This is a genomic window from Fibrobacter sp. UWB1 (genome assembly GCF_002210325.1).
GTDB lineage: Bacteria > Fibrobacterota > Fibrobacteria > Fibrobacterales > Fibrobacteraceae > Fibrobacter.
In genome coordinates this window covers 1-16,615 of the sequence record NZ_MWQL01000033.1, presented here as the reverse complement: position 1 = coordinate 16,615, position 16,615 = coordinate 1, and the positions used below count along the sequence as shown (strand labels likewise).

The following is a 16,615-nucleotide window of genomic DNA, read 5'->3' as shown; positions in this document are numbered from 1 at the left end:
TCCTATTTTTTTACCCCCTTAGAGGAATTTGCGAAAGAAAATATACGTTACCTTTCTAAACTTGGCAATTAAAGATTGCTTCGACTCTGCGAGTCTCGCAATGACGTTTTAAGCAAAAGTCTTTTCGAGAGATTCCAGGATTTCGGACGCTTCGCTAAAGTCATAATCGTCCAGCAATTCCTTCAACTTATGAAGCAAAACTTCCTGGTTCGGCTCAAACGCAATATTTTCAATTCCATCCAGAATACGCTTGCACTGGGTCGAAGAACATGTATCCACAGCATCCTTTAGCGCCTTGACCGCAGCCGAAAGCTTTTGGGCCGCTTCCGGGTCATGCGACTTTTGCACCGTCGTATTCTGTTCCGAGGCAATGTCGGTAAGCACAATCTGCAAATCTTCGATTAGCGCATGCAGTTTTTCTTCGAACACATTGTAATTGCCAAAATTACACTGTTTCTGTTCAAGTTCTGCTTCGAGCGAGGCCGCTAGATTCTGCACATGGGTAGACCCAATCGTTCCGCAAAGGCCCTTGATGGTATGCACAATGCGGGTCGCTTCCTCGTAATGGAATTCTTCGATAAGCGAACGCAAGTTGAAAGATTTTCCACCATAGTCGCGCACAAATCCCTGCAAAATCTTGAGGAACATGTTGCGGTTATTGTTGGCATGGTAAAGTCCCATTTCAGCATCAAAGTCACGCACTTTCTGGAAATACAAGATGAAATTCTTGTCGTCTTGCGACAAATCAGAACCATGTCCATTGCTTGCGTGTGGCGTCTCGGCGGCCACCGGCAAGAATTTCGCCATTTCCTCGTACAAGACCGTCGGATCAATCGGCTTTACAATGTGTGCGTTCATGCCCGCATCTAGGCATTCCTCTGTATCTTTCTGGAAGGCGCGGGCGCTCATGGCCAGAATCGGCACCTTCTTGAAGTATTCATCTTCGCGGGCACGGATTTCCCTAGTGGCGGTAAGGCCATCCATAATCGGCATCTGGATATCCATGAGCACCATGTCGAAAGCGTCTTTCTTGAGCATGTCCAGCGCTTCTTTACCGTTATTTGCAATCATCGCGGTAAGGCCGACGCTATTCAGGAGCGACACCGCCAATTCCTGGTTCATCTGGTTATCTTCGACCAGCAGGATTTTGGCTTCCTTAAAGTAAATCTTGCCCTTTTCCTTCTTTTCGACTTTCTTGTAGGTCAGCGGGTAACTGAACGCTTCTTGCAGGGCGCTCAGGAGCGTGCTAATCTGGAGCGGCTTAGACACGTTGCTGTTAAAGCCCAGACTCTTGGCCGTATTCAGTTCGTTTTCGTCGAAATGAATCGGGTGCATCAACACCTTCGGAATCGACTTCATGTTTTCGGTCAAGCCATGCACAAAGTCAAAGCCATTCAAAATCGGCATGCCGTAATCAACCAGGAACAAATCGTACGGAGCCTCGCCCGCTTCTTCGTGCGCCTGAATCAAATCCAGAGCTTCGTCTACGGAACTCGCTTCCTCGACCACGCAACGCAACTTGTTCAGGTAATGTCTTAAAATAACGCGTAGATTCGCGCAGTCATCTACCAAAAGCACATTCTTATTGGTAAAGCGATCTTCGTTTTTCCACTTGGGCTCCTCGCCCGCCTGCGGTGCAATCGGGAGCGTAATCGTAAAGAAGAATTGCGAACCTTCGCCCGCCACGCTCGAAACCTGGAGTTGCCCGCCCATGAGTTCCACCAACGACTTTGAAATCACAAGTCCGAGACCCGTGCCGCCGTACTTGCGCGTGGTAGAACCGTCAGCCTGCGTAAAGGCGCTGAACAGGCGCGAGAGCTGTTCCGGCGTCATACCGATACCCGTATCCTTGACACAGATATACAGCTTGACCATATTGTTCGCCTGCTGCAAAAGCTTGACACTCAGGGTAATGTCGCCCTTTTCGGTAAACTTGGTCGCATTGTTAATCAGGTTCGTGAAAATCTGCGAAAGCCTGAGCGGGTCACCCATCAAGATTTCAGGAATATCCGGGTCCACATCCACAATCAATTCTATCGGGCGGCCAGCAATACGCACCTCGGCAAGAGCCGCCACTTCGCCAATCACATCTTGCAGCACAAGCTGCGTGATTTCCAAATCCTGCTTTTTCGCCTCAATCTTCGAGAAGTCTAGAATATTGTTGATAATTCCGAGCAAAGACTTTGCCGCATGGCTGATTCGGTCTACAAATCCTCGCTGGTGGTTATCCAGGTTCGTTTCCGAAATCAAGTGCGCCATACCGATAATGGCGTTCATCGGCGTGCGAATTTCATGGCTCATGTTGGCAAGGAATTCACTCTTCGCCTGGGTCGCCTGTTCAGCAATTTCGCGGGCTGCCACCACTTCCGAAATATCAATCATCGAAAGCATGTAGCCCACAACAGTCTCTTGCACCTTCAAGGTACAACCTTCGCCACGGAACCAGGTTTCTTCGGTGCCGTTTTCGGGTTTGAGCATCAAGGAATCTTTCCAGACTTCGTCATTCTGGTAAGACTTGATCATGGCCTGAATCATCGATTCCGGGAGGCCCATGTCTTTCAGTTCATTAATCGAAATTCCGACAAACGAGCGCCATTCCTTGCCCAAGAATTCCGCCAGTTGGCGTGACATATATTTAATATGCAGGTTCTTGTCGAAAATAATCAGGATCGAATGATCGCCCGAAAGCATGATCGTATCCAGAATCGTATCTTTCTGGATTCCGCTCGTTTCATCGTTGATCATGATCAGGAATCGTGTTGCTCCGTTGTCTTCGACAAGCGCCTGGAACGACATGCCCCACCATGCGACTTCCCCGGCAGCATTCTGTACCCGCACAATCGTCTTGCGTTCGCTAGCCAACATCTGACCGCCCATCGCCACGCGGTGCGCGAACTTATTGAACGCATCCGAAGGGAAGAACTTGAACAGGCTCTCTTCTTTCATGTCTTCGCCATTGTTCAAGAAATCAACCACATAGGCGCTGGCGTGCAAAATGTCAAAGTTTTCGTTGGTTAAAATGATGGTAAAGTTGTCACCTTTCCACAAAAGCGTATCGAAAAGCGTACTGGAATTCACGCTGTCATTCAAGTCTCGTTGAATATAGCGACGGAACAGCAAGTGCGAGGCTATGGCCGCAAGCGCGATCAACGCAAAGACAAAGACCGCTACGACGCCAAGAACCGTCGAGGCATTGTTGTCGATACTGGCAGCAATCTTATTATGCTGACTCACGTGGATAATATAGAACGGCAACTGATCCAAAGGAGTCACCATGAAAATCAACTGCTGGTGGTGTTCATTTGTCTTTTCAAAGCGCAAAATTCGCCCACTCATCAAGGTGTCCGAATTGAACTTGTCAGAAACTAGTTGCAACAAGCCTTCGACACTGTCCTGCAAGACTTTTCCGCGATTCGTTTCGTACGGGAAATACGTGAGGAGGTTATCGTTTTCGGTACCCACCAGCATGGTAACGCCGCCTTCTTCCTTGGCAAGCGCACCCATGGCCAGTCTCACCTTGTGAAGATTGATATCTTCGCCGACGGCTCCCTTGAATTTGTGATTGTTGTCCCAAATGGGGTAAGAAAGCGAAATGACTTGGCGGTTGAGGTTCTTGCGAATAGTCGGCCCCGTATAGGCAAGTCCCCTTTTGCGCGATGCCTCTAGATACCAGCTCTTGGTACGAAATTCCGTCTGGTCGCTTTCAAGCTTGATTCCCCGGCCCGAAATAAAGTCGCCGACAGTCGTCCCGTAATAAACGTCTACAATGCCGTCTGCACTTTGAGTCTGCTTGTACAAAATCGGCCTGATTGATTTTTCTTTCGTTACCCCCTGCACGCGCTTGACCGTTGTCAGGAACTTTTCTTCGCGCACCTTCAAAAAGGCTTCGACTTCGGTCTGCACGCGTTCACGGAGGGCGGTTTCCGTATTCGCGACGGCAGAATCCACCAGCATGGAACGCACCGCATGCGAAAAAATAATGACCATCGCCACTGCCGCAAGCAATGTCGGTAGCATGTAAACCACAGAAATGCGGTTACGTAAACGGCGACGTTGGGCGTTCAGCGGGTTACGGGACAAGACCACTCCTTTTTAAGGATTTTCCTTAAAATGATCGTAAATCTCGGGCAACTTGGATTCAAGCGACATAAAGGCGTCAACGACATCGGGGTCAAACTGAGTACCCCTACCACCAAGAATTTCTTTAACAGCAACCTCATGCGGGAAAGCTTCTTTATACGGGCGCTTCGAAACAAGGGCGTCGTACACGTCGGCTACCGACATCAAACGCGCACCCACGGGAATATCGTCCCCCTTGAGCTTGTTCGGGTAACCACCTCCATCAAAGCGCTCATGGTGGTTCAGAATAATATCGGCACAAATCTTGACCAACGGATGGTCCTTGAGTTCACGCGTGGCATTCACCAGCACATCGTAACCCTTTTGGGCATGCGTACTCATGACCGCCCATTCTTCTTCGTCCAGGCGGGCCGGCTTGCGCAATATTTCGTCGGGAATGCCGACTTTGCCAATATCATGTAGCGGAGCTGCCGTCGCATAGTAATCGATATATTCATTGTTCGGAATCGCATCCTTAAAACGCGGATGGTCTCGCAAGGTTTCGGCAAGCATCTGTACCAGCACCTGCGTACGCTTAATGTGGGCTCCCGTTTCGGGGTCGCGGTATTCGGCCAGCGCACCGAGACTCGTCAGCATCACCTTGAGCGTTTTACGCAAATCCAGGGTCTTTTCTTCTACCAGTTCCTGCAAATGGTCACGCTGGTGCTTGAATTCCAACTGATTTTTAATGCGCAATTGCACCAAATTCGGGTGGAACGGTTTGGTAATGTAATCGACTGCACCCAAGTCAAGGCCAGTCTGCTCGCTCTTGGAATCGGCTTTCGCTGTCAAAAACAGCACCGGAGTATTTTCGACCAGCTTTTTTTCGTTCATCTGGCGGAGCGTTTCGTAGCCATCCATTTCTGGCATCATCACGTCAAGCAAAATCAGGTCCGGTTTGACTTTTTCGGTCAAAAACAGGCCTTTTTTGCCATCCAGGGCAACAAAAACGTCATACTCGCCGGATAAAATTCCTTCGAGTACTTCGATATTCGTCTTCGTGTCGTCAATTACCAAAATCTTTGCGCGCTTCCGTTCCATATAACCCTAATATAATGTTTAGTGGTCCAAATAGACCAACTCAACTTATTCCAACTTGGAATATGCCATTTTTTTTGAGAAAAAGCCCTTTTGCAACATTTTTATATGTTTCCCCCCTTACAACATGTGATATAATGTACAAAAGGGGTATGGAAAAAAAGTCAACATTCTTATTAAAATTGACAAAAAAGCCCGCCAAAGTGGAGTTATATTTATAACAGGTCATTAGTCCATCAATTTAGAGGTTCGGAGATTTAAGTATGAAGCGCATTTTACCACTGGCAATCGCTTTAGCAGGGGCTGTTTTTGCACAAGAACCCGTAATAGCCCCGTTTTGGCAAACAGTCTTCTACTATGAAGTCGATTCCAACGCCAACGACCTCTACAACGACTTGAACCTCCCCGATACCATCAGGCAGTATACCCGAGTCCCTGCCACCTGGGAAAGCAGCGATACGCTATTCCTCGGACACGACGGAAAAATCAAGGGCCGTCTCCTTGGCGAAAACAAGGAAGTCACCCTGACGGCGACCATGAAGAACCTTGAATCAGCCTCCGGACAAACCGAAAAGAAGGAATTCACCATCTCAATCCATGGGTTCGAACCGTATTCCAACTATCTTTTCGTGTATTTCCCGGCAAACGACAACGAGAACATCTACTACGCGCTGAGCAACGACGGATTCAACTATACGGCGATGAACGGGGGCAAGCGCGTTGTGGCCGCCGATACGGTGAGCGTCAAGAAGGGACTCCGCGACCCGCACGTGATGCGCGGCCCCGACGGCTGGTTTTACATGGTGAATACCGACATGAAGAGCGCCGAGGGCTGGGCGAGCAACCGCGGCATCGTCATGATGAAGTCCAAGGACCTCATCAACTGGAAGCACAGCACGGTGCATTTCCCGGACCGCTACAAGGGCAAGAACTTCGCGAACGTGACCCGCGTTTGGGCCCCCGAGACCATCTGGGACTACGATCACGAGAACAAGGACGGAAGCAAGGGCCGCCCCCTCGTGTATTTCTCGCTTTTGACCAACGACGGGACCATTGAATTCGATCAGGTGTACTTTGCCTATGCGAACGAGGACTTTACCGACCTCGAGAGCGACCCCATCTTCTACTTCAGCCGCGGAAAATCCACCATCGACATGGACATTGTCTACAACCCGGCCGACAAGTACTACCACGCCTTCTACAAGAACGAGGGCGACGGCGGCATCAGCAAGGTCAGGGCGCTGGAACTCACCAAGGCGAACGGCACTAAGCCTGCCAACTGGTACCGGAAAAAGGACGGCCTGCAGCAAACAACCGAGGCCGTGGAAGGGGCTGGCATCTTCAAACTGATCAACCAGGGAACCTGGATTTTGATGTACGACTGCTACATGAACGGACATTACCAATTCACCAGCAGCACCGACCTCGAAAATTTCACTTTCGTCCAGAATACCGAAATGAAGGGCGCATTCACGCCCCGCCATGGAACGGTCATCCCCATTACGGCGGCAGAAACAGCTGCCCTCATGAAGGCCTTCCCCACTCCGGATTTCGAGCCGAGAGTCATCGAGGAGCCTGATTCTATCGGCATTTGCGATGGCAAGAAGGTCGTTGCCCCGTGCAGCGGCACCAAGATTATCCCCTACAGCAAAGTCAATGACGGCGGCTGGAATGAAACGCTTGACCTGAAGGTCGCGAAGGGCGCTACGGTGCAGTTCGGCCCGCACCCGTGGGACGGTAAAATCTGGAATTGGGAAGGCCCGAACGGATTCAAGTCCACCACCCGCGAGAACACGCTCAAGAATGTGGATGGCGACTTTAGCGGTTACTACACTGTCGTTTACACAAACGAGACCGGCTGCAAGAGCCAAGCCAAAATCAAGATAGTCGTAGACGATCCGGACAAACCGTACAAGGAAGACACGACGACAACCTTCATTTCAAAGGATTTACGCAACAACCGCGCTAATATGCGTTTGAACCGTAATCCGGTTTACTTTGACTTATTGGGCAATAGACTCAAGGCCAAGCCAAGAAACGCGGTTTATATCCAACGATAAAAAAGATGTGTAATGTGTGATGTGTAATGTGTGATGTTAATTAGTCATTTCACATTCCACATTTCACATTAGTCACATTGCTCTGCTGAGCTTGATAAAAGCGTTTACCGGGTCGGCATAATTCCAAATGCCGCCGAGAACAGAGACTCCCTGCACCGGGAGTTTTTTGATTTCGTCTAGCGTTTCGTGATCGATGCCGCCGAACGCGATAATCTGGGGAATTTTAGCGGAATCAGACGACGCAATTGTCGTTAATTTATTTGCAAGCGTTTCGACTCCGTGAGTTTTTACCGGTTCATACACCGACTGAGGCTGAAATACCGGCCCGACAAGCGCCCCGGCCACCCACTGCGGCAACTTTTCCAGCTGGTCCAGACTACGACAAAAGGCAACCGTATTCACGCGTTTCCAGCTTTCAGGAGCATCGCCCAACAAGGAGCCCGCCTCGGCAACGCACCCGCGCACGTCCAGGTGCTCCGCCAAATCGGGAGTCCCCCGCACCCAGATGCGGTCACGGCATTCCATCGGGAGGGCCATGAGCCAGCGTTCGTAATCGCTTTCGGTGGCGTAAGGAGAGCCCCCTCGTCCGCGTTTCTGTAAAATCAGGCGCGAAAGCCCGCGCGAAAATATTTGCTCGATATCGTCAAATTCCGAAGCAAAATCGTCAGGAGATGTCGTAAGCCAAAGCCGCATGGAGTAAATATACAATAAAGAAACACCCCTAGATTTACGCAATTTTTCAAAAAATCCTTGTTCAATTCCCTTTAATCTTTATATTTTTCATCTTGGATTTTACGCTTTTGGCTCCAAATGGGCCGAAAGTGCACTTAAATCAGATTTTTTCGAAAAAACCTAAAAATTGGAGACACACATGGCAAAAAAGATGATTGCGTGTGATGGTAACGAGGCCACCGCTAGCGTAGCGTTTGCTGTTAGCGAAGTTGCGGCTATCTACCCGATTACACCGTCTAGTCCTATGGCTGAGCACGCCGACAACTGGAGTGCTGCAGGCAAGAAGAATATTTGGGGACAGGTTCCCCGCGTGTTTGAAATGCAGTCCGAAGGTGGCGCTGCCGGTACCGTTCACGGAGCGCTCCAGGCCGGTGCTTTGACCACGACCTTCACCGCTTCCCAGGGTCTTCTCTTGATGATCCCGAACATGTACAAGATTGCGGGCGAACTGACCCCCACGGTCTTCCATGTGACTGCCCGTGCCCTTGCCATGCAGGGCCTTTCTATTTTCGGCGACCATTCCGACGTGATGGCCTGCCGCCAGACCGGCTTTGCCATGCTCGCCTCCAGCTGCGTGCAGGAATGCCAGGACCTCGCTCTCGTGGCCCACGCATCCACTCTCGAAAGCCGCGTTCCGTTTATGCACTTCTTTGACGGTTTCCGCACCTCCCACGAAGTGATGAAGATCGAAGCTCTCGAAGACGGCGTTATCCGTAACGTCATCGACGAAAAGTACGTGAAGGCTTGCCGTGAACGCTGCCTCACCCCGGACCGCCCGACCATGCGCGGTACCGCCCAGAACCCGGACGTCTACTTCCAGGGCCGCGAAACGGTGAACCCGTTCTACGCCAAGGTTCCAGAAATTGTCCAGAAGTACATGGACAAGGTTGCAAGCTACACTGGCCGTCAGTACCACATCGTGGACTACGTCGGTGCACCCGACGCCGAACGCGTGATCATTTCCATGGGTTCTTCGACCTGCACCATCGGTGACACCGTCAAGTACCTGAACGGGAAGGGCGAAAAGGTCGGTCTCGTAAACATCCGCCTGTACCGCCCGTTCCCGATGGAAGCCGTGGTTGCAGCCCTCCCGAAGACCGTCAAGAAGATTGCCGTCCTCGACCGCTGCAAGGAACCGGGTTCCGCTGGCGAACCGCTCTTCCAGGACGCCCTGACCGCTATCAGCGAAGCCGTGATGGCTGGCAAGATGGCCATGCCGAAGATGATCGGCGGCCGCTACGGTCTCTCTTCCAAGGAATTCACCCCGGCTATGGTCAAGGCCATCTTCGACGAACTCGCCAAGGCCGACCCGAAGGCTCGCTTCACCGTCGGTATCAACGACGACGTCTGCCACACGAGCCTCACCATCGACCCGAACTTCAAGCTCGAAAGCGACTTCTTCCAGGCTATGTTCTTCGGTCTGGGTTCCGACGGTACCGTGGGTGCCAACAAGAACTCCATCAAGATTATCGGTAACGAAACCGACAACTACGCCCAGGGCTACTTCGTTTACGACTCCAAGAAGTCCGGCTCCATGACCACCTCTCACCTCCGCTTTGGTAAGAGCATCATCGACGCCCCGTACCTGATTGGCGAAAACGAAGCCGACTTCGTGGCATGCCACCACACTCCGCACCTGGAATCCGTGAACATGCTGAAGTACGCGAAGGATGGCGCAACCTTCCTCGTGAATACTCCGCACTCCGCCGACACCGTGTGGGATACCTTCCCGCGTCCGGTGCAGGAAGAAATCATCAAGAAGCACCTCAAGGTGTACGTGATCGATGCTTACGCCGTTGCCGCGAAGACCGGCATGGGCCGCCGCATCAACACCGTGATGCAGACCTGCTTCTTCTCCAAGCTCGGTAACGTGCTCGATGCCGAAACCGCCATCAAGTACATCAAGAAGTACGCCGAAAAGACTTACGCCAAGAAGGGTCAGGAAGTGGTCCAGAAGAACTGGGACGCTATCGACGCCTCTCTTGCTAACCTGTTCGAAGTCAAGGTTCCGTCTGCTGTCACCAGCACCAAGGAATTCCGCGCTCCGATCCACGGCGACGCTCCGAAGTTCGTGAACGAAGTCACCGCAGAAATCATCAAGGGCAACGGCGAACTCCTCCCCGTTTCCAAGATGCCTTGCGACGGCGTGTTCCCGACCGCTACCACCAAGTACGAAAAGCGCGACCTCGCCCTCAACATCCCGTCCTGGAATCCGGACGCTTGCGTGCAGTGCGGCAAGTGCGCCATGGTCTGCCCGCATGCAGCCATCCGCGTGAAGGTTGTGGACGAAACTGCCGTGAAGAACGCTCCGGAAGGCTTCAAGTACACCCCGGCCAAGGGCTTCAAGCTCGAAGGTTCCGACAAGCCGGTGTTCGCTATTTCCGTGTCCAGCTACGACTGTACGGGTTGCGGCGTCTGTACGCAGGCCTGTATCGGTAAGGACAAGGCCGACGAAACCAAGAAGGCCATCAACATGGTGCCGCAGGAACCCATCAAGGTCCAGGAAGGCAAGTGCTGGGACTTCTTCGTCGATCTCCCGGAATTCGACCGCACCAAGGTCAACAAGAGCCTCGTCAAGCAGGCCATGCTCCTCGAACCTCTGTTCGAATTCTCCGGAAGCTGCGCAGGCTGCGGCGAAACCGCTTACGTACGTCTCGTTTCTCAGCTCTTCGGTGACCGCATGGTTGTCGCTAACGCTACGGGTTGCTCCTCCATTTACGGCGGTAACCTCCCGACCACTCCGTGGGCAAAGAACAAGGAAGGCCGCGGTCCGGCATGGGCCAACAGCCTCTTCGAAGACAACGCCGAATTCGGTCTCGGTATGCGTCTCGCTATCACGAAGCATACCAAGCAGGCTCTTAGCCTCCTCGAAGCCGTGAACGTTCCTGCCGAACTCAAGGAAAAGCTCACGACGCAGGAGCAGAATGACGAAGCCGGCATCAAGGCCCAGCGTGAAAACGTCGCCGCCCTGAAGGCAGCCCTCGCCGGTGCTACCGACGACGCATCCGTCAGCCTCCGCGACGAATTCGCCGATTACCTCGTGAAGAAGTCCGTGTGGATCTTCGGTGGTGACGGTTGGGCATACGATATCGGTTACGGTGGTCTCGACCACGTGATGGCAACCGGCGAAAACGTGAACATCTGCGTCCTCGATACCGAAGTGTACTCCAACACCGGTGGACAGGCTTCCAAGGCCACGAACCGTGGCGCAGTCGCCCTCTTCGCTGCGGCCGGTAAGCGCGCTGGCAAGAAGGACCTGGGCCTCATCGCCATGAGCTACAAGAACGTTTACGTGGGCCGTATCGCCCTCGGCGCAAACGACGCTCAGGCTCTGAAGGTTCTCCAGGAAGCAGAAGCACATAATGGTCCGTCGCTGATCATCTGCTACTGCCCCTGCATCAACCACGGTTTCGATCTCAACAGCCAGCTTCAGCACCAGAAGATGGCCGTGGATTCCGGTTACTGGACTCTGCTCCGTTACAACCCGGCTCTCGCCGCCGAAGGAAAGGCTCCGCTTATCCTCGACTCCAAGAAGCCGACGATCCCGGTTGCAGAATACATCTACACCGAAAACCGCTACAAGCAGCTCACCCGTAGCAATCCGGAAGTGGCCAAGAAGCTCGCCGACGACCTCCAGAAGGAAGTCGATGCCCGCTTCGCATTCTATGACGCCATGTCTAAGGATACGGAAGGGTTGATCAGCCTGTAAGAGGTATGAGCACGGTCGCTTCGCTCCCTTCGAGGAGTGAGCGCGGCCCTGCGGGCCTTTGAGCAAAAGATGAGAGTCGAGAGAAATCTTGGCTCTTGTTTTTTTTTATACAAAGGGGGAAGCCTCCCCCTCGGCGACACTGTGTTGCCGCCTCCCCTCTCACCTAGGTGGCTCCGCCCCCTAAGACCCCTGCATTCTGCATAAACCGTTCAAACATTTGTAGGAGCGCTTTTGCATTTATACAAATGGCTGTCATAATTCCGCAAAAAAAACAACTTTTCTATATTTGTGCCGCCAAAAACAACTTTACACATTTGAAATAAAAAATGAAAAACCATAAATTATTTTTTGTTCTAATTTCGATATTGTCATCTTTTGCAATAGGTTCGATTGTCGAGCCAAATCCATCAAAAATTTTCATCATGATGGATGCCTCTGACTTATGCTCATCAACATCAGATGTTACTTGGGATAATCTAGGCATTAAGAAAAGTCTTTCCACTGGCGATGATTCTTATGTTTATTGTCACTCATATAGTATGACAAAAACACCTTCTGAAGCAGCGAATGAGCTTTTTGTCGGAGATAATTCCGTATTTAATAAAGCAACAACCAATTGGTTTGCAAATACAAAGAATGCGAAGGTCGTTTCATTGAAAAAAAATGGCAAAAAACTTGCCGACATAAAAAAAACAAATCCTGACCTAATCCCCTTTAAATTTGTTATTATTTCGGAAGGTGTTGCAGGTCTTGCAGTTCGTGAATATATTCAAAGCAGCAAATATAAAGGCGAAATTGAAAATGTAATATTTTTCAATACGCCTCATGAAGGTTCGGGTTTTGCTGATCAAGTTCTCTTGAATGGTTCTAGAGAGCTTGATAAAACAAAGTCTATTTCGGATTATACAAAACTAATGGACTATGCAGGAGTTTAATAAGAGGGTAGCATAAGCTACTATATTCATTGCGCAACCCCAAAAAGGTAAAACAATGGCAAAAGTCAACTACAACTCCGAGACAAGGGAACAAGTCATCAAACTGGTCCTGAAAGGCGAAAAGTCCGCAAATCAGATAGCCAAGGAACTCGGAATAGGGCCAAATACGGTCGGTAGGTGGGTAAACGAGTACCGCAAGGAACACAACCTGCCGAGCTATCGCGAGGAACGGCGCATCCGCAAGGTGTCCGTCGAGGAACTCGCCGCCAAGAATAGGGAACTGGAGAAGCTCCTGAAGAAACGCGAAAAGGAACTCGCGGACGAGAAGGAGACGGTAGAGATCCTAAAAAAATCCCTGCACATCTTTATGCGACCACACGACTGAAATGCGAGGCGATACACGTGAACCGCAAGAAATACTCAGTCAGGAAGATGTGCAGAGCCCTAGGAATACCGCAGTGTTCCTACTACCAGTGGTCAAAACAGGAAACGGCAAGGTCCGAACGCAAGGCCCGCGAAGAACGGCTTGTCCAGAAGGTCCGCGACACCTTCGAAGAAAACCACCGCGTGTACGGTTGCCCGAAGATGCTGGCGGCACTCCAAGACAAGGGTGTCGAGGTAAAGGTGTGGAAACTGCGCCGCATCATGCGCGAGAACGGGCTCTATCCAGTCACACTCAGGAAGTGGAAACCCTACCGCAAGGGCAAATGCGACGCCATGTACAGCGAGAACCTGGTGCAGCGTAAGTTCGATCCCGACAGCCTGAACGCCGTCTGGGCCGGCGACATCACCTACGTCAAGACTACGCTTGGCTGGGTGTACCTTGCCGTGGTGTTGGACCTGTGTAACAAGGAGGCGGTGGGCTACGCCGTAAGCAAGAACATCGACACGGAACTTGTCAAGCGCGCGTTGTCCAATGCCATCATGCAACGCGGCCATCACGACGGGCTCATCTTCCATTCCGACCGCGGCGTGCAGTACAGTAGCATGGGTTACCGCACGATGCTCTCGGAGAACGGGATAACGCCCTCGATGAGCGCACCGGGCTGCCCCTACGACAACGCCTGCATGGAAAGCTTCTTCGCAAGCTTCAAGAAGGAGATGGCCTACAGGCGTGACTTCAAGGACATCGAAGACGTGCGGGAGGCCGCTTTCAGGTATATCGAGCTGTTCTACAACCGGAAACGGCTCCATAGTTCGCTGGGATACATGACTCCGGTTGAATATAGGCTGTCAAAACAGGCTGCCTAGACCACAAAGGTATACCACTTAACAAGAAAAAAGGATATATTTAACTTAACCGGTAATGAATATGGTCGTTCATGAACCCACTATTAAAAAACCTACAAATCCAGAATGGAATTGCTACGATGCTGATGGTCCGATAGAAAAGAAACGTAAGAGCGTTCGCGTCTTGGCGAAGGATGCTAAGGCTGGTTCAAATCAGTCAAGTCTCTTGACAATGCTCGCTGAGAATACTGGTGATACACCCATTGAAGGATTTGAAGTTCGTTACTATTATCGGGATGCAAGCGGAAAGCAAGAAGTTGATTACTATAGTAGCCCTTTTGCCGCTACAAATAAGATAAGTGCAGGCGGAGATCTCTACTATGTATCGTTCCTTTATACGAACACCATACTTAATCCTGGAGAAAAAACTGATTTTGGCAATGGCGTAAATTTTGAAATTCACAACCCAGGATGGGGTGTTGGTTTTGATGCAGAAGATGATCCCTCGCATCATGATTTAAATGAAGTAGAACTAATTGAAGCAGATTCTGCTGTCATTCTGGATTTAAATGGAAATCTGCTTTGGGGGTACGCTCCTCAACCACGATTTAGCAGTCAATTTAAGACAAAGGACTCTTATGAAGATTTGATTGATGTCGATGGCGACATAATCTATGTGAATGTGACTGAAAAAGGAACTTATACACTAGAAACGGTAAATGCAATTGGTATGCCCCTTGTCTCTTTGTTCAATGGAATATGGAACGAAGGCGAACATTCTGTTTCAATTTCAAATTACACATTCACACCAGGAAGTTACCTTGTTCTCCGTCGCGGGAATGAGATTCTGTCCTGGGAAATCTTCAGATAGGAGTTCATCATGAATTCGACAACATCATCTAGGTTTCTCCTAGAAAATAAAACAATCATTGCCATGGCTATGATTTGCTCATTCGTTATTATTCTAAATGCCTGCACAACCGACGCGGATGAGGGCTTTGATGCAGCCTCCGTCTGCCCTTCAGAAGGAACGAACATCTATGGCATGCCAAACCGCGGAACGTTTATTGATGAACGTGATGGGCAGGAATATCGATATACGACAATCGGTGACCAGGTTTGGATGGCGCAAAGCTTAAGTTATGAAGCTGCAGGAAGCTTTTGCTATGATAGTTTACCAGAGAATTGTGAAAAATATGGAAGACTCTATCTTGGTAAAAATTTAGATCAATTGTGTCCTGCAGGATGGCGTATGCCAAAATCAAATGATTATGATAATCTCCTAATTACAGTAGATAATAGAATGAACGTTCTCTCCGCAGGATATTGGGAAAATATACAAGATACCATAAATACCAACAAATGCGGGATGTCTTTAAGAGCTGGGGGATTTGCTTATTTAACAGAAAGCCGTAACGAAAACAACGATGTTTCTTTTTGGACAAATGAATCAGACGGTTCTGATTATTTTTATACACTCTATGTTTGTTATAACTACATGAGCGTTTCTTCATTGGGGCATAGCATAGAAACAATGAAGTATTATATCCGTTGTATAAAGGAATAGACTTATGTATAAGAAAATTATCTTTTTGATTGCCCTGATTATATCTCAGCCCTTTGCTTTAACTTTGGAACAGATTAAAACAAACCTTAAGGAATATTATATACCCAAAGATTCCATTGAAGTTCGTTTACGTGTAACGGTTAAAACCTTAACATCCTCTAGCCAAACAGATATGCATATTGTCAATAAAGGCACAAATAAATCCTATATGGAAATCAGAAGTTCTTTTTTAAATCAGCGAAGCATTGTAAATGGCGATAGAATGAAGATTGTTGATTTAGCCACTAGAGAATACAAAATCGTTCACTACAACGGAGAACCACTTAAGGAATATTCATACGGAAACTTTAATCCTCTTGATTCGGGTAAATGGAATGCTCCAAAGTATATTTCTCAAGACTTATATCTTATTGAAGGCGAAGTAGGCTCTTTATTCTATAACAGCAAACGCAACCGCATTGAAAAAATTCATTCCGTCAAGGATAATGCGGATGTATTGACAACATTTGAATATGATGTAAATAATAACCTAAAAAAAATGATTGTATCTGTAGATGTGAATGGAACAGAAACCGTTGTTACTACAGAAATATTTAAAATGCGTAATTCAAAGAATTTCCCTGACAGATTATTTGATTTTTAGAAGAACTACAAACATCTTTTGGAACATTCATTCTCTAATTTTTGCGTTAGGGATAGTGACCCCTTGGGGCCGAGACCGTGGTCTCGGTTTTAGGAGGCGGGCGACGAGCGAAGCGAAGGTGGCCGCCCCTAAACGATGATCCCGGTTGCAGAATACATCTACACCGAAAACCGCTACAAGCAGCTCACCCGTAATAATCCGGAAGTGGCTAGAAAGCTCGCCGACGACCTCCAGAAGGAAGTCGACGCCCGCTACGCATTCTACGATGCGATGTCCAAGGATACGGAAGGGTTGATCAGCCTGTAGGCGAGTAGACAGTAAACAGTAGGCAGTAGACAGGGGTGTCATCCTATATTAATAGGGTGACATTTTTTTATTCTGTTGTAAACTAAAAAAATGGGAGTGGAACGGGTAACCCGACTGTGTCATTTAGGCTTTGAAGCCTGTTCAGGACGAAGGCACCCGCCCCATTCCTTCCCTTAAGCCGGTAGTGTCAAGGGTTTTTCGCAAAAATAGTTTGTTCCAACGGTAGTGTCAAGGGTTTTTCGCAAAAATAGTTTGTTCCAACATCAGATCTAGGCT

General features: G+C 49.6%; 12 protein-coding genes. 9 read left to right on the top strand and 3 right to left on the bottom strand.

What is annotated here, in order from left to right:
• Positions 1-108: 108 nt before the first annotated feature.
• Both B7988_RS14500 and B7988_RS14495 read right to left on the bottom strand, forming a co-directional pair.
• Positions 109-4,080 (bottom strand): response regulator, encoded by a 3,972-nt coding sequence (locus B7988_RS14500; RefSeq protein WP_088658442.1) that lies wholly within the window; start codon positions 4,078-4,080, stop codon positions 109-111.
• Positions 4,081-4,092: 12 nt separating this feature from the next.
• On the bottom strand, positions 4,093-5,160 hold the full coding sequence (locus B7988_RS14495) for an HD domain-containing phosphohydrolase (protein WP_073322806.1): 1,068 nt from the start codon (positions 5,158-5,160) through the stop codon (positions 4,093-4,095).
• A 260-nt stretch (positions 5,161-5,420) separates the two neighbouring features.
• On the opposite strand from B7988_RS14495, the gene B7988_RS14485 reads away from it, so the two are divergent.
• The gene (locus B7988_RS14485) at positions 5,421-7,217 is read left to right on the top strand and encodes a glycoside hydrolase family 43 protein (RefSeq protein WP_088658440.1); all 1,797 of its coding nucleotides are present in this window, start codon (positions 5,421-5,423) and stop codon (positions 7,215-7,217) included.
• Positions 7,218-7,289: 72 nt separating this feature from the next.
• On the opposite strand, the gene B7988_RS14480 is transcribed toward B7988_RS14485, so the two are convergent.
• Positions 7,290-7,910 carry a hypothetical protein gene (locus tag B7988_RS14480; protein WP_088658443.1) on the bottom strand — a complete coding sequence of 207 codons (621 nt, stop codon included), beginning with the start codon at positions 7,908-7,910 and terminating at the stop codon, positions 7,290-7,292.
• A gap of 178 nt (positions 7,911-8,088) precedes the next feature.
• Here B7988_RS14480 and nifJ point away from each other — a divergent pair, with 178 nt between their 5' ends.
• From nifJ to B7988_RS15125, 8 genes are all read left to right on the top strand, one after another.
• Positions 8,089-11,658: a pyruvate:ferredoxin (flavodoxin) oxidoreductase gene (nifJ, locus tag B7988_RS14475; RefSeq protein WP_088658439.1), complete on the top strand. Its 3,570-nt coding sequence runs from the start codon at positions 8,089-8,091 to the stop codon at positions 11,656-11,658.
• A gap of 326 nt (positions 11,659-11,984) precedes the next feature.
• A complete protein-coding gene (locus tag B7988_RS14470) occupies positions 11,985-12,593 on the top strand; it encodes a hypothetical protein (RefSeq protein ID WP_088658438.1) in 609 nt (202 codons plus the stop codon).
• 55 nt (positions 12,594-12,648) lie between these two features.
• Complete coding sequence (locus tag B7988_RS14465; protein ID WP_073321178.1) at positions 12,649-12,978, top strand: transposase; 330 nt, start codon at positions 12,649-12,651, stop codon at positions 12,976-12,978.
• Positions 12,979-12,995: 17 nt separating this feature from the next.
• Complete coding sequence (locus tag B7988_RS14460) at positions 12,996-13,844, top strand: IS3 family transposase (protein ID WP_170930680.1); 849 nt, start codon at positions 12,996-12,998, stop codon at positions 13,842-13,844.
• 55 nt (positions 13,845-13,899) lie between these two features.
• Complete coding sequence (locus B7988_RS14455) at positions 13,900-14,694, top strand: hypothetical protein (RefSeq protein WP_088658436.1); 795 nt, start codon at positions 13,900-13,902, stop codon at positions 14,692-14,694.
• A gap of 9 nt (positions 14,695-14,703) precedes the next feature.
• Complete coding sequence (locus B7988_RS14450; protein WP_088658435.1) at positions 14,704-15,390, top strand: FISUMP domain-containing protein; 687 nt, start codon at positions 14,704-14,706, stop codon at positions 15,388-15,390.
• 4 nt (positions 15,391-15,394) lie between these two features.
• Positions 15,395-16,033, top strand: coding sequence for a hypothetical protein (locus tag B7988_RS14445; RefSeq protein WP_088658434.1), 639 nt, complete (start codon positions 15,395-15,397; stop codon positions 16,031-16,033).
• A 135-nt stretch (positions 16,034-16,168) separates the two neighbouring features.
• Positions 16,169-16,339, top strand: coding sequence for a hypothetical protein (locus B7988_RS15125; RefSeq protein ID WP_170930679.1), 171 nt, complete (start codon positions 16,169-16,171; stop codon positions 16,337-16,339).
• Positions 16,340-16,615 lie beyond the last annotated feature (276 nt).

Bases quoted from the DNA above. Each gene is read 5' to 3' on its own strand.
- B7988_RS14495 (WP_073322806.1), bottom strand. From the start codon at position 5,160: ATGGAACGGAAGCGCGCAAAGATTTTGGTAATTGACGACACGAAGACG.
- B7988_RS14485 (WP_088658440.1), top strand. From the start codon at position 5,421: ATGAAGCGCATTTTACCACTGGCAATCGCTTTAGCAGGGGCTGTTTTT.
- B7988_RS14480 (WP_088658443.1), bottom strand. From the start codon at position 7,910: ATGCGGCTTTGGCTTACGACATCTCCTGACGATTTTGCTTCGGAATTT.
- nifJ (WP_088658439.1), top strand. From the start codon at position 8,089: ATGGCAAAAAAGATGATTGCGTGTGATGGTAACGAGGCCACCGCTAGC.
- B7988_RS14470 (WP_088658438.1), top strand. From the start codon at position 11,985: ATGAAAAACCATAAATTATTTTTTGTTCTAATTTCGATATTGTCATCT.
- B7988_RS14465 (WP_073321178.1), top strand. From the start codon at position 12,649: ATGGCAAAAGTCAACTACAACTCCGAGACAAGGGAACAAGTCATCAAA.
- B7988_RS14455 (WP_088658436.1), top strand. From the start codon at position 13,900: ATGAATATGGTCGTTCATGAACCCACTATTAAAAAACCTACAAATCCA.
- B7988_RS14450 (WP_088658435.1), top strand. From the start codon at position 14,704: ATGAATTCGACAACATCATCTAGGTTTCTCCTAGAAAATAAAACAATC.
- B7988_RS14445 (WP_088658434.1), top strand. From the start codon at position 15,395: ATGTATAAGAAAATTATCTTTTTGATTGCCCTGATTATATCTCAGCCC.
- B7988_RS15125 (WP_170930679.1), top strand. From the start codon at position 16,169: ATGATCCCGGTTGCAGAATACATCTACACCGAAAACCGCTACAAGCAG.